Origin of the sequence: Fodinibius salicampi, from assembly GCF_039545095.1 — a bacterium.
Lineage (GTDB): Bacteria > Bacteroidota > Rhodothermia > Balneolales > Balneolaceae > Fodinibius > Fodinibius salicampi.
The window spans coordinates 97347-114090 of the sequence record NZ_BAABRS010000006.1 but is presented as its reverse complement, the minus strand read 5'-3'; the positions used below and the strand labels follow the sequence as shown (position 1 = coordinate 114090).

Sequence of the window (16744 nt, the reverse complement as noted above, 5' to 3'; positions counted from 1 at the left end):
CGCCCCCGTAGTGCTTGGCCATCACCGTCGTGATCGCGGCCGTCAGGGTCGTCTTCCCGTGGTCTACGTGACCTATCGTTCCTATGTTTACATGCGGCTTATTCCGCTGGTATGTCTCTTTTGCCATAATACTGTAGTGTTAATGATGTTTTAAGATCTGGATTCTATAATTTCTTTTTCAACGTTCGAGGGAACTGCCTGATACTCAGCGAATTCCATGGTCGATGTTGCACGACCTTGTGTCATCGACCGGAGATCTGTTGTATATCCGAACATTTCGGAAAGCGGAACCTTTGCCCTTACCACAGACCCTTCCTTCTTATTGTCCATCTTACCAATGATTCCTCGTCGACCATTCAAATCACCAATCACATCCCCCATATATTCCTCAGGAGTAATTACCTCTACATCCATAATGGGTTCTAAAATAGCTGGATTGGCTTTCCTGGCAGAATTACGGAATGCAAGCTTGGCACAAAGCTCAAAGCTAAATGCATCCGAATCCACATCATGGTAAGAACCATCATAAAGACGAACTCCGATGTTTTGCACCGGATAGTCGGCCTGAATTCCACCGCTCATAGCTTGTTTGAATCCCTTCTCAACAGAAGGAATAAACTCACGGGGAATATTTCCACCGACAATTTCATCAATAAACTTAAATCCTTCACTTACTGACACATTATTGTCCTCTTCGTCATATTCCTCGAAATGATCGAGAGGAGCAATTTCAAATTCCATATCTGCAAACTTACCACGACCACCAGACTGCTTTTTATACGTTTCGCGATGTTCAATATTTGTGGTAATCGTTTCTCGGTAAGATACCTGGGGTGCTCCAACATTAGCCTCAACCTTGAATTCCCGCTTCAATCGATCAACAATAATCTCAAGGTGAAGTTCTCCCATTCCAGCAATTGTTGTCTGACCTGTTTCTTCATCGGTCTCAACCTGGAAAGTAGGATCTTCTTCAGCAAGCTTAATAAGTCCCGTTGTAAGTTTTTCCGCATCAGCCTTCGATTTAGGCTCAACAGCCAACTTAATAACAGGCTCAGGGAATGTAATTTCTTCAAGCAGAATAGGCTCATCAACATCACAAAAAGAATCTCCGGTGCGCACTTCCTTCACTCCAACAGCAGCAGCGATATCTCCGGCACGAACAATCTCTAGATCTTTCTTTTCATTGGCGTGCATTTCAAGGATACGCCCAATCCGCTCTTTTTTACCCGTAGTGGCATTATAAATATATGATCCTTTTTCAAGAGTTCCGGAATACACCCGGAAAAAAGTCAATTTCCCCACATAAGGATCAGACATGATCTTAAAGGCCAAGGCAGAAAATGGTTCCTGCACACTGGGCTTACGCAAGAGCTTCTCGTCATGATTTTCAGGATTCTTACCTTCGATTGGAGGAATATCATATGGACTCGGCATATACTTAATAACCTTATCCAAAAGCGTCTGAACACCCTTATTCTTAAGAGCAGAACCACACATAACCGTTGTAATATCCCGGTTCAGCGTAGCCTGACGAAGAGCATCTTCAATTTCTTCCTCACTAATCTCCTCATCCATCAAGTACTTTTCCATCAGCTCATCATTATGATCGGCAATAGCCTCGATCATAATTTTACGATACTTAGCGGCATCTTCCTTAAGATCATCAGGAATTTCGATCTCTTCATATTCCATTCCAAGAGATTCTTCATCCCAGATAATCCCCTTCATTTTGATAAGGTCAACAACACCGCGGAACGTTTCCTCTACTCCAATCGGTATCTGTATAGGAATAGGATTAGCTTTAAGCTTATCCCGCATCTCCTCAATCACATTAAAAAAGTCAGCCCCTACGCGGTCCATCTTATTGACAAACGCCATGCGGGGGACATCATACTTATTAGCCTGCCGCCATACCGTTTCGGACTGAGGCTGTACAGCACCTACCGAGTCAAAAACACCAATCACACCATCGAGAACACGCAGAGAACGCTCAACTTCAACCGTAAAATCAACGTGTCCGGGCGTATCAATAATATTAATACGGTGATCTTTCCATATACAATGAGTAGCAGCAGAGGTAATAGTAATACCCCGCTCCTTTTCCTGGTCCATCCAATCCATTTGGGATGCACCGTCATGAGTCTCACCTATACGATGAGTTATACCAGTATAATACAGAATACGCTCCGTAATAGTGGTTTTCCCTGCATCTACGTGAGCAGCAATACCAATATTACGCGTCCGTTTTATACGGTCTACAATTTTAGGATCTGTTTGTGTCTTTGTCTCAGCCATTACTATAAATTATATCTCTAAATCTTTTAGAATCTAAAATGGGCAAATGCTTTATTAGCTTCTGCCATTCGGTGGACTTCATCTTTCTTGCGCACTGCCCCACCTTCATTATTAGCAGCATCCATCAGCTCCCGTGATAATCGGCGAGCCATTGACTTATCATTTCTATTGGATGATGCGCTTATAATCCAACGCATCCCAAGTGCTGTTCCACGATCCGGACGCACCTCAACAGGTACCTGATAAGTAGAACCACCTACTCGTCGGGACCGAACCTCAACAACAGGCGATACATTACTTAAGGCATTCTTAAATACTTCCATACCGTCTTCGCCCGTCTTCTCTTCAATAATTTCAAAAGCCTGATAGAGTATTTTACGAGCTACATTCTTCTTACCATCTCTCATCAGATTATTTACGAAGCGCGTTACAAGCTTATCACCAAATAATGGATCCGGCTGTACATCGCGCTTATCTGCTGTCTTTCTTCTCATATTCCTATCGGTTTATTTCCTACCAACAATCTTATTTAATTAGGCTTTTTGGTTCCGTAAAGACTTCGACCCTGCTTACGGTCTTCAACGCCGGCTGTATCGAGCGTACCGCGTACAATATGGTAGCGTACCCCCGGCAAGTCTTTAACACGGCCACCGCGAACGAGCACAATACTGTGCTCTTGCAAGTTATGCCCCTCTCCGGGGATATAAGCCGTTACTTCATAACCATTAGTCAGACGAACACGTGCAACCTTACGCAAAGCCGAGTTAGGCTTTTTAGGCGTAGTAGTATAAACACGTACACAAACCCCGCGTTTTTGCGGGCAGTTTTCCAAAGCAGGGGCCGTTGTCTTTGACGGCTTACTTTTTCTACCTTTACGAATAAGTTGTTGTATTGTAGGCACGATTTTAAAACGCTTAATTGATTTTTCGGTCGAACAAGAGTTGCCAATGATAAGGAATTTATACCTACTTATGCAAGAAATAATTTATCTTTTCTTCTTCTTTTTTAGGTTTATGGCTTATTCCTTATATACCTTTCCTACATTGGGTTTATATACCTCAAATAAGTAGTATATTAATATATATCAGTATATCTATTTTGAATTTATCTGATCTTCCAAAGCTGGGTAACAAGCGAATAAAAGCGCTTTCTGAGAGTGGAATCGACACCATTCTCGATCTAATGAATTTCTTGCCTCGCCGGTATCTGGACAAAACTACAGTTTTACCTATTCGTCAAGTCAGCGGTAATGGAGAGCAAGTAACAGTAGTGGGACGTATCAAAAAGATCCAGCAGTCTGGCTATGGACGTAAAAAACGACTGGAAATTATTATACAGGATGATACGGCATCACTTAAAGGGGTATGGTTTAAAGGTGGGTATTATATAAAAAAGCAATTCTCTGAGGGAGAAGTAGTCGCTTTTTTTGGAAAAGCCAAGCAGTACGGTCGTTACCTGTCCATGGCTCACCCCGAAGTGGATAAACTGGATGATAAATCGGATATTAGCGATCTGAAAAAGATTGTTCCCATTTATCCAAGTAATAACGCCTTTTCCAAGCATCGCATTACAAACAAACTGATTCACAGCTGGCAGAAGCAGATCCTCCAGAAAGAAAAACCTCCGGAATTCCTCCCTCCTTATATTCTTTCTGAGTATGACTTACCCAAACGACATTTGGCTTACCGGATGATGCACTTCCCCCAGTCGAAGTCTGAATATAAGAAGGCCTTCATACGGTTTAAGTTTGAAGAACTTTTTCTATTTGAATTAAGTGTTGCTAAAACCAAGCACGAAGTAATTGAACAACACCAGGGACCGGTCTTTAATAATCTCGGAAATTACACCAAACAATTTTTTAATAAGAATCTACCCTTTGAACTAACAGAGGGACAAAAATCCGCACTTTCGGACATAAAAAAAGACGTCCGGTCCGGGAAGCAAATGAATCGACTTGTACAGGGAGATGTCGGTTCGGGAAAAACGATTGTAGCCATAGGCGCTATACTGATGGCTCTGGACAACGACTTCCAGGCTGCCTTTATGGCGCCTACCGAGATTTTGGCGGAACAACATTTTCGCACGCTCTCCAGTTTCCTGGATCCGCTGGATATTAACATCCGCTTGCTGGTAGGGAATCAAAAACCAACTCTACGTACAGATATTCTTACTGATATTGAAGGAGGGAATTGCGATATCGCAGTGGGGACTCACGCAATCATACAAGAAGAGGTCAATTTTTACCGACTGGGACTGGCTGTTATCGATGAACAGCACCGGTTTGGCGTAAAACAAAGAGCCGAAATTCTAACAAAAGGCTCCCATCCACATGTACTGGTCATGTCGGCCACCCCTATTCCGCGTTCTCTGGCGATGACCCTCTATAGTGATCTGGATATTTCTGTAATCAAAGGACTGCCCGGAGGACGAAAACCAGTAAAAACTGCTGTACGTCCCCAGAAAAAACAAGCAGATATCTACCGTTTTGTTGAGGAAGAACTCGCGGCTGGCGGACAGGCATATGTAGTGTATCCACTGGTGGAAGAATCAGAAAAAATGGATTTGAAAGATGCCACAGCAGGATTTGAGAAGCTCAAAAAGCGATTTTCGGATTTTGAGGTTGGATTATTACACGGGCAGATGAAATCCGAAGAGAAGGACGCCATAATGCAAAAATTTATTGAAAATAAGATTCAGCTACTTGTTTCAACGACCGTTATAGAAGTGGGAGTCGATGTGCCTAACGCCAGTATTATGATTGTTGAGCACGCCGAACGATTTGGCCTCTCTCAGCTCCATCAGCTAAGGGGACGGATTGGTCGTGGCAAACGACAGAGCTATTGTATTTTAATCCACGGACAAAAGGTAAGTAAAGAAGGACAATTCCGTCTGCGTAAAATGGCACAAACAAATGACGGCTTTGAAATTGCGGAAGCTGATCTTAAGCTTCGGGGGCCTGGAGATTTCCTGGGCACCAAGCAGAGTGGTATGCCTGAATTTAGGGTTGCTGATATTGTCGAAGACCAGTGGATACTGGAACAAACGAAATCTGCAGCTTGGGAGATCATGGATAAAGATCCCCACTTTGAAGAACCACCACATCAAGAGCTTAAGAAAGTATTCCTCCCATACTTTAAGGAACGAAGCAAATTTTACGGTATGGGATAGATAGCTAAAGTTAGGAACTGTAGACTAGTGCTTTTTTGCAGAATAGCGCCGATAACAGCGACAATCAATCCTCCCCCTCCTACTCAATCCTAGTAAGTCGATGTTCATCCTGTAAAGTTCAAATAATATTCTACGTATGGAGTTTACGAAACTACTACATTATAGCATTTAACCCTGATATAGTATAGATACCCTAATCCCTTGTCCCACCACGAGGTTCTTATTCATTTGCGATGCCTATTAAAATTAACTATTTACCTGATCAAGATTTACCGTTGGCCTAACCTGTTGATGCTGTACTGCTAACGCTATTGCCTAGGATTTTGTACTACAAATAAACGCAAAAATATTCTGTGATTGTACGCACGGAAGAGAGTAGAAATATCTTATAGGGAAATCAAAAAAATGATTCTATATCTAGTACAAAAATATACTCTGAGAAAGAATGTACTGACTTATGCATGAATTTATCTTGCCACCAAAGGAATTATCCCACTTTGTAAAGCGCATCTATGAGATCAATATACCGAGGCCAAGCACCTTCGAAGAAAATCGGGTTATCCCGATGGGAATGGGCACCATCACCATTGTTCTGAAAGGGAATCCACGTATTAAAGGGGTAAACGGTATTCGAAAGTTTCCAAAATATGCTTTGGGCGGACAGTATTTCCCCACCTTTTCTTTTGACAGTGACATCCCCTTGTTGTATTACGGTATTGCTTTAAAGCCCACAGCTACCTACAAGCTTTTCGGTATCTATTTAGCTGACATCCAAAATGATTTTATTTCTCTGGATCAGGTAATTGGTGAGGAGGCAAACCAGATTTGGCAACAACTCATTCAAACCAAATCCACTGAAAGCCGACTATTACTACTTAGCGATTTTATGCTCCGGAAAGTACCCAATATGACGGAATATACCCATTTGGATGTGGTAATCGATTATATTTATGAAAAAAAGGGCATATTGAAAGTTAAAGACCTATGTGATTATGAGGATGTAAGCCGGCGTTACCTGGAAAAGACATTCAAAAAGTTTATCGGTTTTACCCCCGGCCAGTTTATCCGTCAAGTCCGGTTCAATTTTACCTGCAGCGAAATTGCAGCAGCAGATACCGATGGTGATGTTGATCAAATTTTAATGAAGTTTGGCTATTACGACCGCTCCCATTTCATGAAAAAATTCAAGAAATATCACAGTGACGACCTTAGTGTACTCACTGGTGATAATCCCAGCCTTTTCAAAACTGTTTTCTCCAGGATTATGCGCAGCGATTCCGAAAATAGTTACCATCCATGAATCTAACGCACCGGACTTAGCCTTAATTCTCCGGATAAGGAATAATAACACCACAGTTATTGAACAAGTAATTCGATCTGTCTCTTGCCCTCCTGATTCTTGACCTATCCAAGACCGTTCGCATTTTTACTTTTCAATTCGAGAGAATCTCAATATTTATGCGCTTTCAATAATTAATGCTATTGAAAGACATTTATTAGCGATTGAATAAATATGATTATTTCTCCACAAAGGAGATACATATTACATCACCTACATTTATCTAAAAGTCCTATCGGGGCTCCAGCAGTTCAACTAAACAGTTCGTTGGCAAAGAATACTGCTATCAAATTTGGCTGTCCTATAGCTGATTAAATTAATTAACTAAGCATAACCCATATTACGTTTAAAAATGACAAAGACTATCCTTCGCCTTTCCTGGTCTATTTTACTACTTGTTTGTATTATCACCTTAAGCACTTCTTGCAGTGATACCGGAAGTAGTTCACAACAGAGCACCATCGAAATTACCAGCATCAGTCCCGATAGTGGCAAAGTTGGCAGTAAAGTAACTATCCAAAGCAATAGCATTGATCCCAAACACAACAGGAATCAAATAGAACTTAATGGCATAGATGTCCCCATCCTCAGTTATGGTTCAAACAGCCTTCGGTTTAAGGTTCCGGAAGGTGCAACTAGTGGACCCGTAACCCTGTCTGTAGGTGGAAAAGTAGCAAACGGTCCCTACTTCAAAGTGCTTACGGAGAAACCCCAGATTGAAGCCATAACACCTGCATATGGCGGTCCCGGGACCCAGGTCACTATCACGGGCAACCACTTTCTTCCCCCAGCTATGATGGCCACAGTACCCGGCGACAGCACTGTACAGAACCCAGGTTCAATGACAGACGATTCTCTTCAGTCCGATACTACCGGCATAACACTAAAAGCCAATGGAGAGCCTGGAACGAATATCAACGGACTGCCCGTCTCTGTCTCTTTTGGAAATCAGCTGGCACCCCTGCTTAGCCTCAGTGCTACAAAGATCATAGTTGAAGTTCCGGAAAACGCCAGCAGCAGCTCCATAGAACTGACCGTTGGCTCTAGGAGAGCTACCAGTACCGGTTTCACTCTCCTCAGGCAACCTCTGATTGATGAAGTGATCCCCAAAACCGGCCCTATTGGAACAAAAGTCACCATACATGGACACCACTTTTCTTCGCAGCCGGATAGCAACCAAGTGCTCTTTAATGACACACCAGCTATAATTACCCATACGGACAGTACAAAGCTCATAACCACCGTTCCCCAGAAAGCGACTTCAGGTTTGATCAAGGTTACTTCCAATGGTCAGACAATCACCGGACCAACCTTTACTCTATCGGAAGCCCCAGAACCGCAAGTCACAATCCAGGATATTAATCCCAAAGCAGGCCCGGCCGGCACTACCGTTACCATTTCCGGAACAAACTTCAGCCCCACCGCCACCAAAAATATTGTCACCTTTAATGGCACCCAGGCAACGGTCAACAGCGCTTCTACCACTGAATTGGTGACCAACGTACCCAACAATGCCACCAGCGGACCCGTCACGGTGAAGGTAGGTACCCAAACAGCTACTGGACCAACATTTACCGTTGGGAATAATGCCGCCCCCACGATTACCGGAGAGGGGTCTTTTGAAATTGAAGAAAACAGTTCTGAGGTCGGGACCATCACAGCATCAGATCCCGATGGGGATGCTCTGACCTTCAGCCTGAGCGGCGGGGCCGACCAGGGACAATTTAACATCGATCAAGACAGCGGCGCCTTGATATTTAGCACAATCCCTGATTTTGAGAATCCAGCTGATGCAGATGCTGACAATATCTACCAGGTAGAAGTCAAAGTCAGCGATGGCAATGTGAGCGTCACAAAAACCATTACCATAACTGTAACAAACGTCGACGAAGCTCCAGTCATGGTCAGCCCAGATATCCTGCTGGCCAATGAAAACAGCACCGACGCAGGTACCATTGACGCCAATGATCCAGAAGGAAATGCCATTACTTACAACATAACCGGTGGAACCGACGCAAAGGCATTGACGCTTGACCAAAACAGCGGTAAGCTGACCTTTAATACCGCTCCCAACTTTGAGAATCCGGCGGATGCCAACACCGACAACAGCTATGAAGCCGAAGTAACCATCAGTGACGGCAGCTTCAGCCTGACGAAAATCCTGGATATTACCGTTCAGGATGTAAATGAAGCCCCGGTCATTACCGGCGCAGGTCCCTTTACGATCGAAGAAAACACCGCTACCGTGGGCACCATCACTGCCAGCGATCCTGATGGGGATGCCCTTGACTTTGCCCTGCTGGGCGGCACCAAAGGGACGCTTACATTTAGTTCCGATGCCAATTCGGGGGAAATTTCTATCTCACCTGCACCGGATTTTGAGACCCCGCGCGATGATAATGGCGACAATACCTACGAGTTAGATCTAAACGTAAACGACGGGGCACTCGGCACCAGCCAGCAGGTGAGTATTACCGTAACCAACGTTGTAGAAGTGCCCACCATTAATCGTGGAGTCATTCGTCCGGCCACTACCGAAAGCTATTCCCTAAATTCGACGAATGAAGAGTATATCTACCGCTTTGATCCCGTCCCCGCTGGCACAGACCTACAAAATATTCTTAACTTTTCTCTTGGCACCAGCTTAACGGCGGACCTGGCGACCAGTGCCACTGTTACCGGGGGCACTGATGGCGGGCTGTTCAGCGTGAACAGTATTAATCAATATGCTATTCACATTGATGGCCCTTCCTCCCTTGATTACAACCACAGTGCCGACGGCAACGCCCACGAGTACCGGTTTACTATAACCGCTTCCAACGCGGGCGGCACCACCCCAACCTACACCATCATCATTCCGGTACAAAATCCCTTTCCCCAAGGCAGCGGCACGGCCACAGATCCTTACCAGGTAGAAACCATCGACCAACTGCAGGTTGTGAATCAATTTTTGGATGCTCACCTCGTACAAACCGCCGATATTGACGCCTCGGCCACAGCCGGCTGGAACGGGGGACAAGGATTTAAGCCTATTAGCGATTTAAACAACCAATTCTCAGGAAGCTATGACGGAAATGGCCATACGATCAACGGGCTGACCATGGACCGTAACCAAGGCACTATTTATGGATTATTTGGTGCAGTAAGCTCAGGAGGCCAAATTTCCAATGTACAACTGATCAACATCGATATAACCACAGAAGACACCGTGGGTGGACTGGCAGGGATTAATCAAGGGACCATCACCAACTCTTATGTTTCAGGAACCATAACCAATAGTATTAGTGGCACTACTGGTGGTTTAGTTGGTGAAAATAGTGGAGCCATAAGACGATCCTACTCCTTGGTCAATGTAAATGGCAGGGCTAATGTAGGTGGGCTTGTGGGAACTAACTATGCTGGTACTATCACCAACAGCTATGCCAGGGGCAATGTGTCTGCATCCTATACCATTGCCGGGGGATTGGTAGGAAATAATAAAGGAATAGTAGAACATTCCTATGCCACAGGAGCGATTTCTGGAAGTAATTCACTCGGCGGACTTGTGGGCTATGAAGATACACGCTTTGCTTCAGCTACTGCAACAGAAAGCTACTGGGATACCCAGACTACCGGTCTGGCCAATTCTGACGGCGGCACCGGGCTGACGACCAGTCAGATGCAAGGTTCCACCGCCCAAACCAATATGACGGGCTTTGACTTTGGCACCGTGTGGACGGTAAACCCAAATGAGTATCCAATTTTGATCGGGGTTGGAGGGCAATAGAAACTTTTATGAATGTATACTTTCGCGCACCGAAGCTTTAGCATAGGTGCGGCAAACCAATGCCGGGGATTACCCTTCCCTGCGCAACAACCCGGAATAATAACTTTATATAGGACCGGCTGCGAGCCCGTCCAGCCGGATTAGCAATCCAGCGTAAACAGAAACTGTATGTTATTAAAGGATTTTAGCCAGCATCATAATCCTGGCAATTGATAATAGTAGAGAGAGACAGATGACCAAGTAATGAGGCGTGTGGAAACGCAATATTCCGTTTCCACACGTTGGTCATCTTATTTTCTACCTCCTTGGAGGCTTTGAAAACCTTATTTGTCATCGCGAACGGAGTGCTGCGATCTCCTTATAGAGACTTTACTCACGAGATTACTTCGCTAACTCGCAATAACAAGGCTGAATTTGTGGAGTTTTGCAAAGGCTCCTCCTAAATAAATATCCGGTATTGTGGTAATCAGCTCAACAGCCCTCTCTTGCACCTACTCTATCAAGACTGGCCAAGAAAGGAAATGGTATCCGATCAATATACTGATTAGTCCCTGACACTATAGTGTCTTAATACAAGACATTAAGATGTCATACTTTCTGGCATTATAGTGTCGTATAGCACGACATTGTACTGTCAGTGATGCTGACACCAGAATGTTTTTTGCTTTGGTTAAGCAGTACAGAGAGGCTGATAGGGGCAGGTATGCCGCCGGCATTAGGTATTTGCCAGTATTCTCAATCGCATAGGGTCAAAAGGAGGGCAGTTATCAAGATTCGTCTTCGCTAACCAGCAATAGATCCATCAACGCATAAATGAATCTTTCTCCCAGAAAATGCTGCCCAGAAGAAGGATTAAACGCTTTTTATGGCAATGGGTACCCTTAAGATACGGTAAGCAAAGTATCCAATCTATCGCGCCGGATATGAGTGGTGCGACGTACAACCGCTCGTATTTCAATTTGGTAATCGCCGGCGGACAGATCCTCGGGCACACTCACATAAAGGGAACTGGGTTTATTGCGAATAGGTTTCGGTGCCCGGATCTGTCGGCCATCCGGTTCATTAAAAAAGATGCCCTGCTCTTCATCATCAGGATCGTACTTAAGCAGTTTACCGCGCACTTCAATAACACCGCCCGGGGTCAGCTGGCTGTTAACAGAATCCGTAGCAAAATCGGTGACGGATTGGATTTGCGGTCGCCGCTGATTAGGAGCTACTTTCCGGAGAGAGATATCCTCCATCGCCTCCTGCAGACGTTTACCCGGCGACAAGTTCAACCTTACCTCGTGCCGGGAAGCATCAAAGTAATCTTCCGTGCCTATAAAGTTACCTGCAATCGAGGGCGAAATATACATCAGAGAGGTATTAACGCCCCGACCCTGACTTACAAATTTTGCAATGGCAGCCTCGTAATTTTCGATATTGGCCAATGCATCTGCCCGGGTCAGGGTGCTTCCTCTGCTTATCATGTCATCGATAATATCATCTATAGTACAGCTGCGATAATTCTGAATGATGGCACGCCGGTGTTTTGGATTTTTGGCAAGTGAGTTGGGGTACAGGGCATATTTAATAGTCATGGCTCTCCGAATTTATGTGATTATTTATAAGTAAGACCGCTGACCAAGCAAATCCTTACAAACTTTTTTGAAAAATATGCCCTATCCTTGTTTTCAGAAAAGTATTTCAATAATGCTTGCAATGAGCCATCCAAGCAATGCCAACAGGCCGACGATCATCAGGATGAGTGTAATAGCAATAATCCAAAGCAGCCAACGGCTATGATGCTCGGTGGTTTTGGCATCCCGCCTGTATTTCTCCAAGAGCTCAGCATTGCGATTATTGGCTTTCCATCCCACATCAAAAAGATCGCCCAGAAGGGGCACAGAACCTATCACAATATCAATCAGAACATTGAATCCCATCCGCCAAAGAACTGCCGGAGGTAAATCAGCACGTGCGCCCAGCAGAATAAAATAACCGGAAATGATACCCGCCAGCCAGTCCCCGGCACCTGGTATCAGGCTGATAATGGGATCTAAACCAAAGCGTATGTTCGTACCGGGAATGGTGAAGCGGCTATCCAACCACTCAGCCAGCTTTGTTACTTTTTGCGCATTCTGGTTATTGTCCATTATTAAAAGATTTAAAATCCATATTTTTCCTGTAACACTACTGTTTAAAAAACGATATACTTTGTTCTTCAGCAATAATCAAAACTGTATTTAAAACGTTATCCAACAAAACTGTATATGCGAAGACTTCTTTATCTTTTTGTAGTATTAGTAACTTTTGCCAGTTGCTCTCCCAAAATGGGCGAGATGGTTGAAAATAAAAATCAAGAACCCCCTGCTGACCAAAAGCCTATAGCCTCATCCATCGATCTAACCGAGGTCAATAATGATCGGGTTTGGGTACAAATAAATCCCGGAAAATTTAATACGGACAGCGTCATCTTTCGCCTGCCCCGGGTTGTTCAGGGCACCTACTCTGTCAGTAATTTCGGAAATTTTACCGACAGTCTTGTGGCTTATAATTATGATGGCCAGCCCATAACTGCAACGAAGGAAGGCAAAAATACATGGATCATCCCAAATGCCAGCGAGCTTGACAAACTGGGGTACTATGTAAACGATACTTTCGATATTGAAAACAGTGATAAAGCAACTCCCTTTTCTCCATCGGGTACCAATATCAAGGAAGATAACTTTGTGCTAAACCTACATGGCTTCGTTGGGTATTTTGAGAATCTGCAAGACCAGGAGTATCGATTGGATATTACTGCACCCACAGAATTTAACCGCACAGCAGCACTACCTGTAATTAATACTACTTATAGCCGTGACAGTACTGAAGTGACCAACACCTATGCGGCGGATCGCTATTTCCAAGTTACTGACAATCCCATGATGTATGGCAACCTTGATGTTGCTAAATTCATGGTTGATGATATGCAGATTGTACTCAGTGTCTATTCGCCCAATGGAAATCATTCGGCATCGTCTATCCAAAAAACCATCAAAAGCATGATGGATGCCCAAAAAGATTACCTGGGTACCCTTAAGACGACCGACCGTTACGATATCTACTTGTACCTGGCTCCTCGAAGTGAAACGGCCCCCACGGGCTTTGGCGCGCTCGAGCATCACACCTCAACTGTGGTTGTGCTGCCGGAAGCCATGCCAGCTTCAAGGCTTAACCAAACTATGACGGATGTCGTCTCCCATGAATTTTTCCACATAGTAACACCACTGAACGTACACTCAGAGGATGTTCATTATTTTGATTACAATGCCCCGACATTCTCAAAACACTTGTGGATGTATGAAGGAGTTACGGAATATTTTGCCAGTCACTTCCAGGTTTATGAGGGGCTGCAGTCTAAGCAGGAGTTCTATGACAAAATGAATGGTAAAATTGCGTCTTCACTGGGGATGAACGACTCTATGAGCTTTACCAAGATGAGCGAAAACATCCTAGAAGAGCCGTACGCATCCAACTACTACAATGTATACCAGAAAGGGGCACTTATCGGCATGTGCATTGATATCTTGATGAGGGAAGAAAGCAACGGCAAGCGCAGCATGATGTCGCTTATGACCGAACTTTCTCAAAAATATGGTACGGAAAAACCCTTTACGGATGATAAGCTAATCAGCGAAATCACAACGATGACCTATCCATCAGTTGGTGATTTTTTGCAAACGCATGTAGTTGGAAACACGCCTATTGATTATAACGTTTTCTTCGACAAGGTTGGACTTGAGCGGGTAAAAGACTCGACGCAGACGTCCCTTTTCTTAAAGGGGCAAACACCGTTTATCAAAGCAAATCAGGAAGAAGGGAAAGTAGAATTCCGTGATATAGAGCTCAATAGTTCGCTTAAAAGACTTGGCGTACAGAGCGGAGATATTATCAAGTCAGTGAATGGAACGGAATACAGCCTTCAAAACATCCGTCAGCTCATCCCAGAATCTATGGGCTGGTCACCTGATACAGATATTAAAATGGTTGTTATCAGGGGAGATCAGGAAATTACCTTGTCCGGAAAGGTCGGAACCCCTATGGTTGAAGCGTTTAACCTTAAAGAAGTCGAAGAAGCAAATGAAGATCAGCTAAAACTCCGTAAACAATGGCTCGGCCAATAAATATTTGATAGCCAAACAAAAAGCCCTTCCTCTCAGAAGGGCTTTTTTATTTACAAGAATTTATCTCCTGTTCTATTTAAACGAACTCTTTGCGTTTCTCGGCACGCTTACGCTCGTTCGGGTCAAGATAGAGCTTACGGATGCGCAGGCTCTTTGGCGTGACTTCCAGCAGCTCATCATTGTCGATAAATTCGATATACTGTTCCAGGCTCATCTTCTTGGCGGGATCAATTTTAACGGCATCTGCGCTTTGAGTAGCCCGGTGGTTCGTGAGATTCTTTTTCTTGACCACATTAACAACCAAATCATCCGACCGGTTATTAATCCCTACAATTTGTCCCTGATAGACAGAATCGCCCGGTTCTACCAGAAAGGTTCCCCGATCCTGCAGACCTTCAAGCGCATAGCTGGTAACCTCTCCTCTTTCAAGGGCAATAAGCGTTCCACTCGTTCGTCCCGGTATTTCTCCGGCAAAAGGTTCATAGCTATCAAACTGCTGATGCATAATTCCGGTACCGCGCGTTTCCGTTAGCATTTCACTCCGGAAACCGATAAGCCCTCTGGAAGGTACTTTAAAGGTAAGCCGGTTATTCTCGCCTTCCTGCGTCATGGAAGTCATTATACCTTTCCTCTGCTGCAGGTTATCGATCACGCGGTTGCTATAGTCCTGATGCACATCCACCACTACTTCTTCAAAAGGTTCATGGCGCTGTCCATCAATCTCCTTGAAAAGTACCTCCGGGCGTGATACGGCAAATTCATAGCCTTCGCGTCGCATAGTTTCAGTAAGAATAGCCAGCTGCAGCTCGCCTCTTCCGGAGACTTTATAAATATCGGGATTTTCCGTTTGCTTTACCTCAATAGAAACATTCGTACGCGTCTCGCGCATCAGACGATCTTTAAGCATATTTGAGGTCACATACTCTCCCTCACGTCCGGCAAATGGAGAATTATTGACCCTGAAAAACATAGCCATGGTAGGCTGATCAATGTCATAGTAGTCGATAGCCGTCATATCAGAGGCATCGGTAAGTGTATCCCCGATATCAACCTGCTCATAACCGGCCAGTGCAAAAATATCGCCTGCTTCCGCCTTATCGATTGGTTCCCGTTTCAAGCCGTTAAATGTAAACAGCTTCGTTGCCTTTCCCTTTTCCTTCAGATTGCCTTTCCGGTCCAAGAGTGCAATCTGCTGATTTTGCTCAATGGTCCCCTGTTCTACCCGGCCAATAGCTATACGTCCCACATAATCATTCCAGTCAATACTACTGACCAACATCTTGAAATGAGTATCCGTATTTTGTTCGGGAGGTGGTATCTTTTCTACAATAGTTTCAAATAGAGGCTCTAAATCTTCATTATCATCCTCAAGCTCATATTTTGCAATACCGTTGATGCCTTCGGCATAAATGATAGGGAAATCAAGCTGTTCATTCGTGGCATCAAGCATTACAAAGAGATCAAAAATCTCATTGAGCACCTCATCGGGACGGGCGTCTTTACGGTCAATTTTATTGATCACTACAATGGGTTCATAACCAAGATCAAGTGATTTGCGCAATACAAATTTAGTCTGCGGAAGTGGTCCTTCTGCGGCATCCACTAATATGATAACCCCGTTAACCATTTTCAGGATACGTTCTACTTCGCCGCCGAAATCAGCGTGTCCAGGGGTGTCAATAATATTTATTTTGGTTTCTCCCCATTTTACAGCCGTATTTTTTGAGCTGATGGTAATGCCTTTTTCTTTCTCAAGATCACCGGAATCCATTACTCTCTCGGCAACCTCTTCATTTTCACGAAAAGTACCGCTTTGTTTGAGCATTTCATCAACCAAGGTAGTTTTACCGTGATCGACGTGGGCAATGATGGCAATATTTCTGATATCTTTGTACATATATAACATTGAATTAATTTGGATTAGGCAAGAAGCCAACCCAACGAAATTTAGCCTGCAAAGATACGGCTTTATTTGCGTAATTCATTATTATAAAATTTAATTCTTTTTTAGGATAAGGTTTTAGTACA

11 protein-coding genes are annotated in these 16744 nt (G+C 44.2%); 4 read left to right on the top strand and 7 right to left on the bottom strand.

Annotated features, from left to right (window positions below):
* The 4 genes from ABEB05_RS16770 to rpsL form a co-directional block, all read right to left on the bottom strand.
* Positions 1-127, bottom strand: a 127-nt coding sequence (locus tag ABEB05_RS16770; RefSeq protein ID WP_265790948.1) for a GTP-binding protein, incomplete at its 3' end; no start/stop codon positions are given.
* A gap of 23 nt (positions 128-150) precedes the next feature.
* Positions 151-2295, bottom strand: a complete 2145-nt coding sequence (gene fusA / locus ABEB05_RS16765) for an elongation factor G (RefSeq protein WP_265791754.1) — start codon at positions 2293-2295, stop codon at positions 151-153.
* A 26-nt stretch (positions 2296-2321) separates the two neighbouring features.
* A complete protein-coding gene (gene rpsG, locus ABEB05_RS16760; RefSeq protein ID WP_265791756.1) occupies positions 2322-2789 on the bottom strand; it encodes a 30S ribosomal protein S7 in 468 nt (155 codons plus the stop codon).
* A gap of 35 nt (positions 2790-2824) precedes the next feature.
* Positions 2825-3196, bottom strand: a complete 372-nt coding sequence (gene rpsL, locus ABEB05_RS16755) for a 30S ribosomal protein S12 (RefSeq protein ID WP_095607485.1) — start codon at positions 3194-3196, stop codon at positions 2825-2827.
* 197 nt (positions 3197-3393) lie between these two features.
* Here rpsL and recG point away from each other — a divergent pair, with 197 nt between their 5' ends.
* From recG to ABEB05_RS16740, 3 genes are all read left to right on the top strand, one after another.
* Complete coding sequence (gene recG, locus ABEB05_RS16750) at positions 3394-5463, top strand: ATP-dependent DNA helicase RecG (RefSeq protein WP_265791760.1); 2070 nt, start codon at positions 3394-3396, stop codon at positions 5461-5463.
* 457 nt (positions 5464-5920) lie between these two features.
* Entirely contained in the window at positions 5921-6763 is an 843-nt protein-coding gene (locus ABEB05_RS16745; protein WP_265791762.1) for a helix-turn-helix domain-containing protein, read from the top strand.
* A 391-nt stretch (positions 6764-7154) separates the two neighbouring features.
* Positions 7155-10568 carry an IPT/TIG domain-containing protein gene (locus ABEB05_RS16740; RefSeq protein ID WP_265791764.1) on the top strand — a complete coding sequence of 1138 codons (3414 nt, stop codon included), beginning with the start codon at positions 7155-7157 and terminating at the stop codon, positions 10566-10568.
* Positions 10569-11449: 881 nt separating this feature from the next.
* On the opposite strand, the gene ABEB05_RS16735 is transcribed toward ABEB05_RS16740, so the two are convergent.
* Positions 11450-12148 carry a DNA-binding domain-containing protein gene (locus ABEB05_RS16735; RefSeq protein ID WP_265791766.1) on the bottom strand — a complete coding sequence of 233 codons (699 nt, stop codon included), beginning with the start codon at positions 12146-12148 and terminating at the stop codon, positions 11450-11452.
* A gap of 93 nt (positions 12149-12241) precedes the next feature.
* Positions 12242-12703, bottom strand: coding sequence for a DUF4112 domain-containing protein (locus tag ABEB05_RS16730; RefSeq protein ID WP_265791768.1), 462 nt, complete (start codon positions 12701-12703; stop codon positions 12242-12244).
* A gap of 117 nt (positions 12704-12820) precedes the next feature.
* Here ABEB05_RS16730 and ABEB05_RS16725 point away from each other — a divergent pair, with 117 nt between their 5' ends.
* On the top strand, positions 12821-14716 hold the full coding sequence (locus ABEB05_RS16725) for a M61 family metallopeptidase (RefSeq protein WP_265791770.1): 1896 nt from the start codon (positions 12821-12823) through the stop codon (positions 14714-14716).
* A gap of 76 nt (positions 14717-14792) precedes the next feature.
* Here the strand turns inward: ABEB05_RS16725 and typA are convergent, their stop codons facing one another.
* Entirely contained in the window at positions 14793-16613 is a 1821-nt protein-coding gene (gene typA, locus ABEB05_RS16720) for a translational GTPase TypA (RefSeq protein ID WP_265791772.1), read from the bottom strand.
* Positions 16614-16744: the final 131 nt, after the last annotated feature.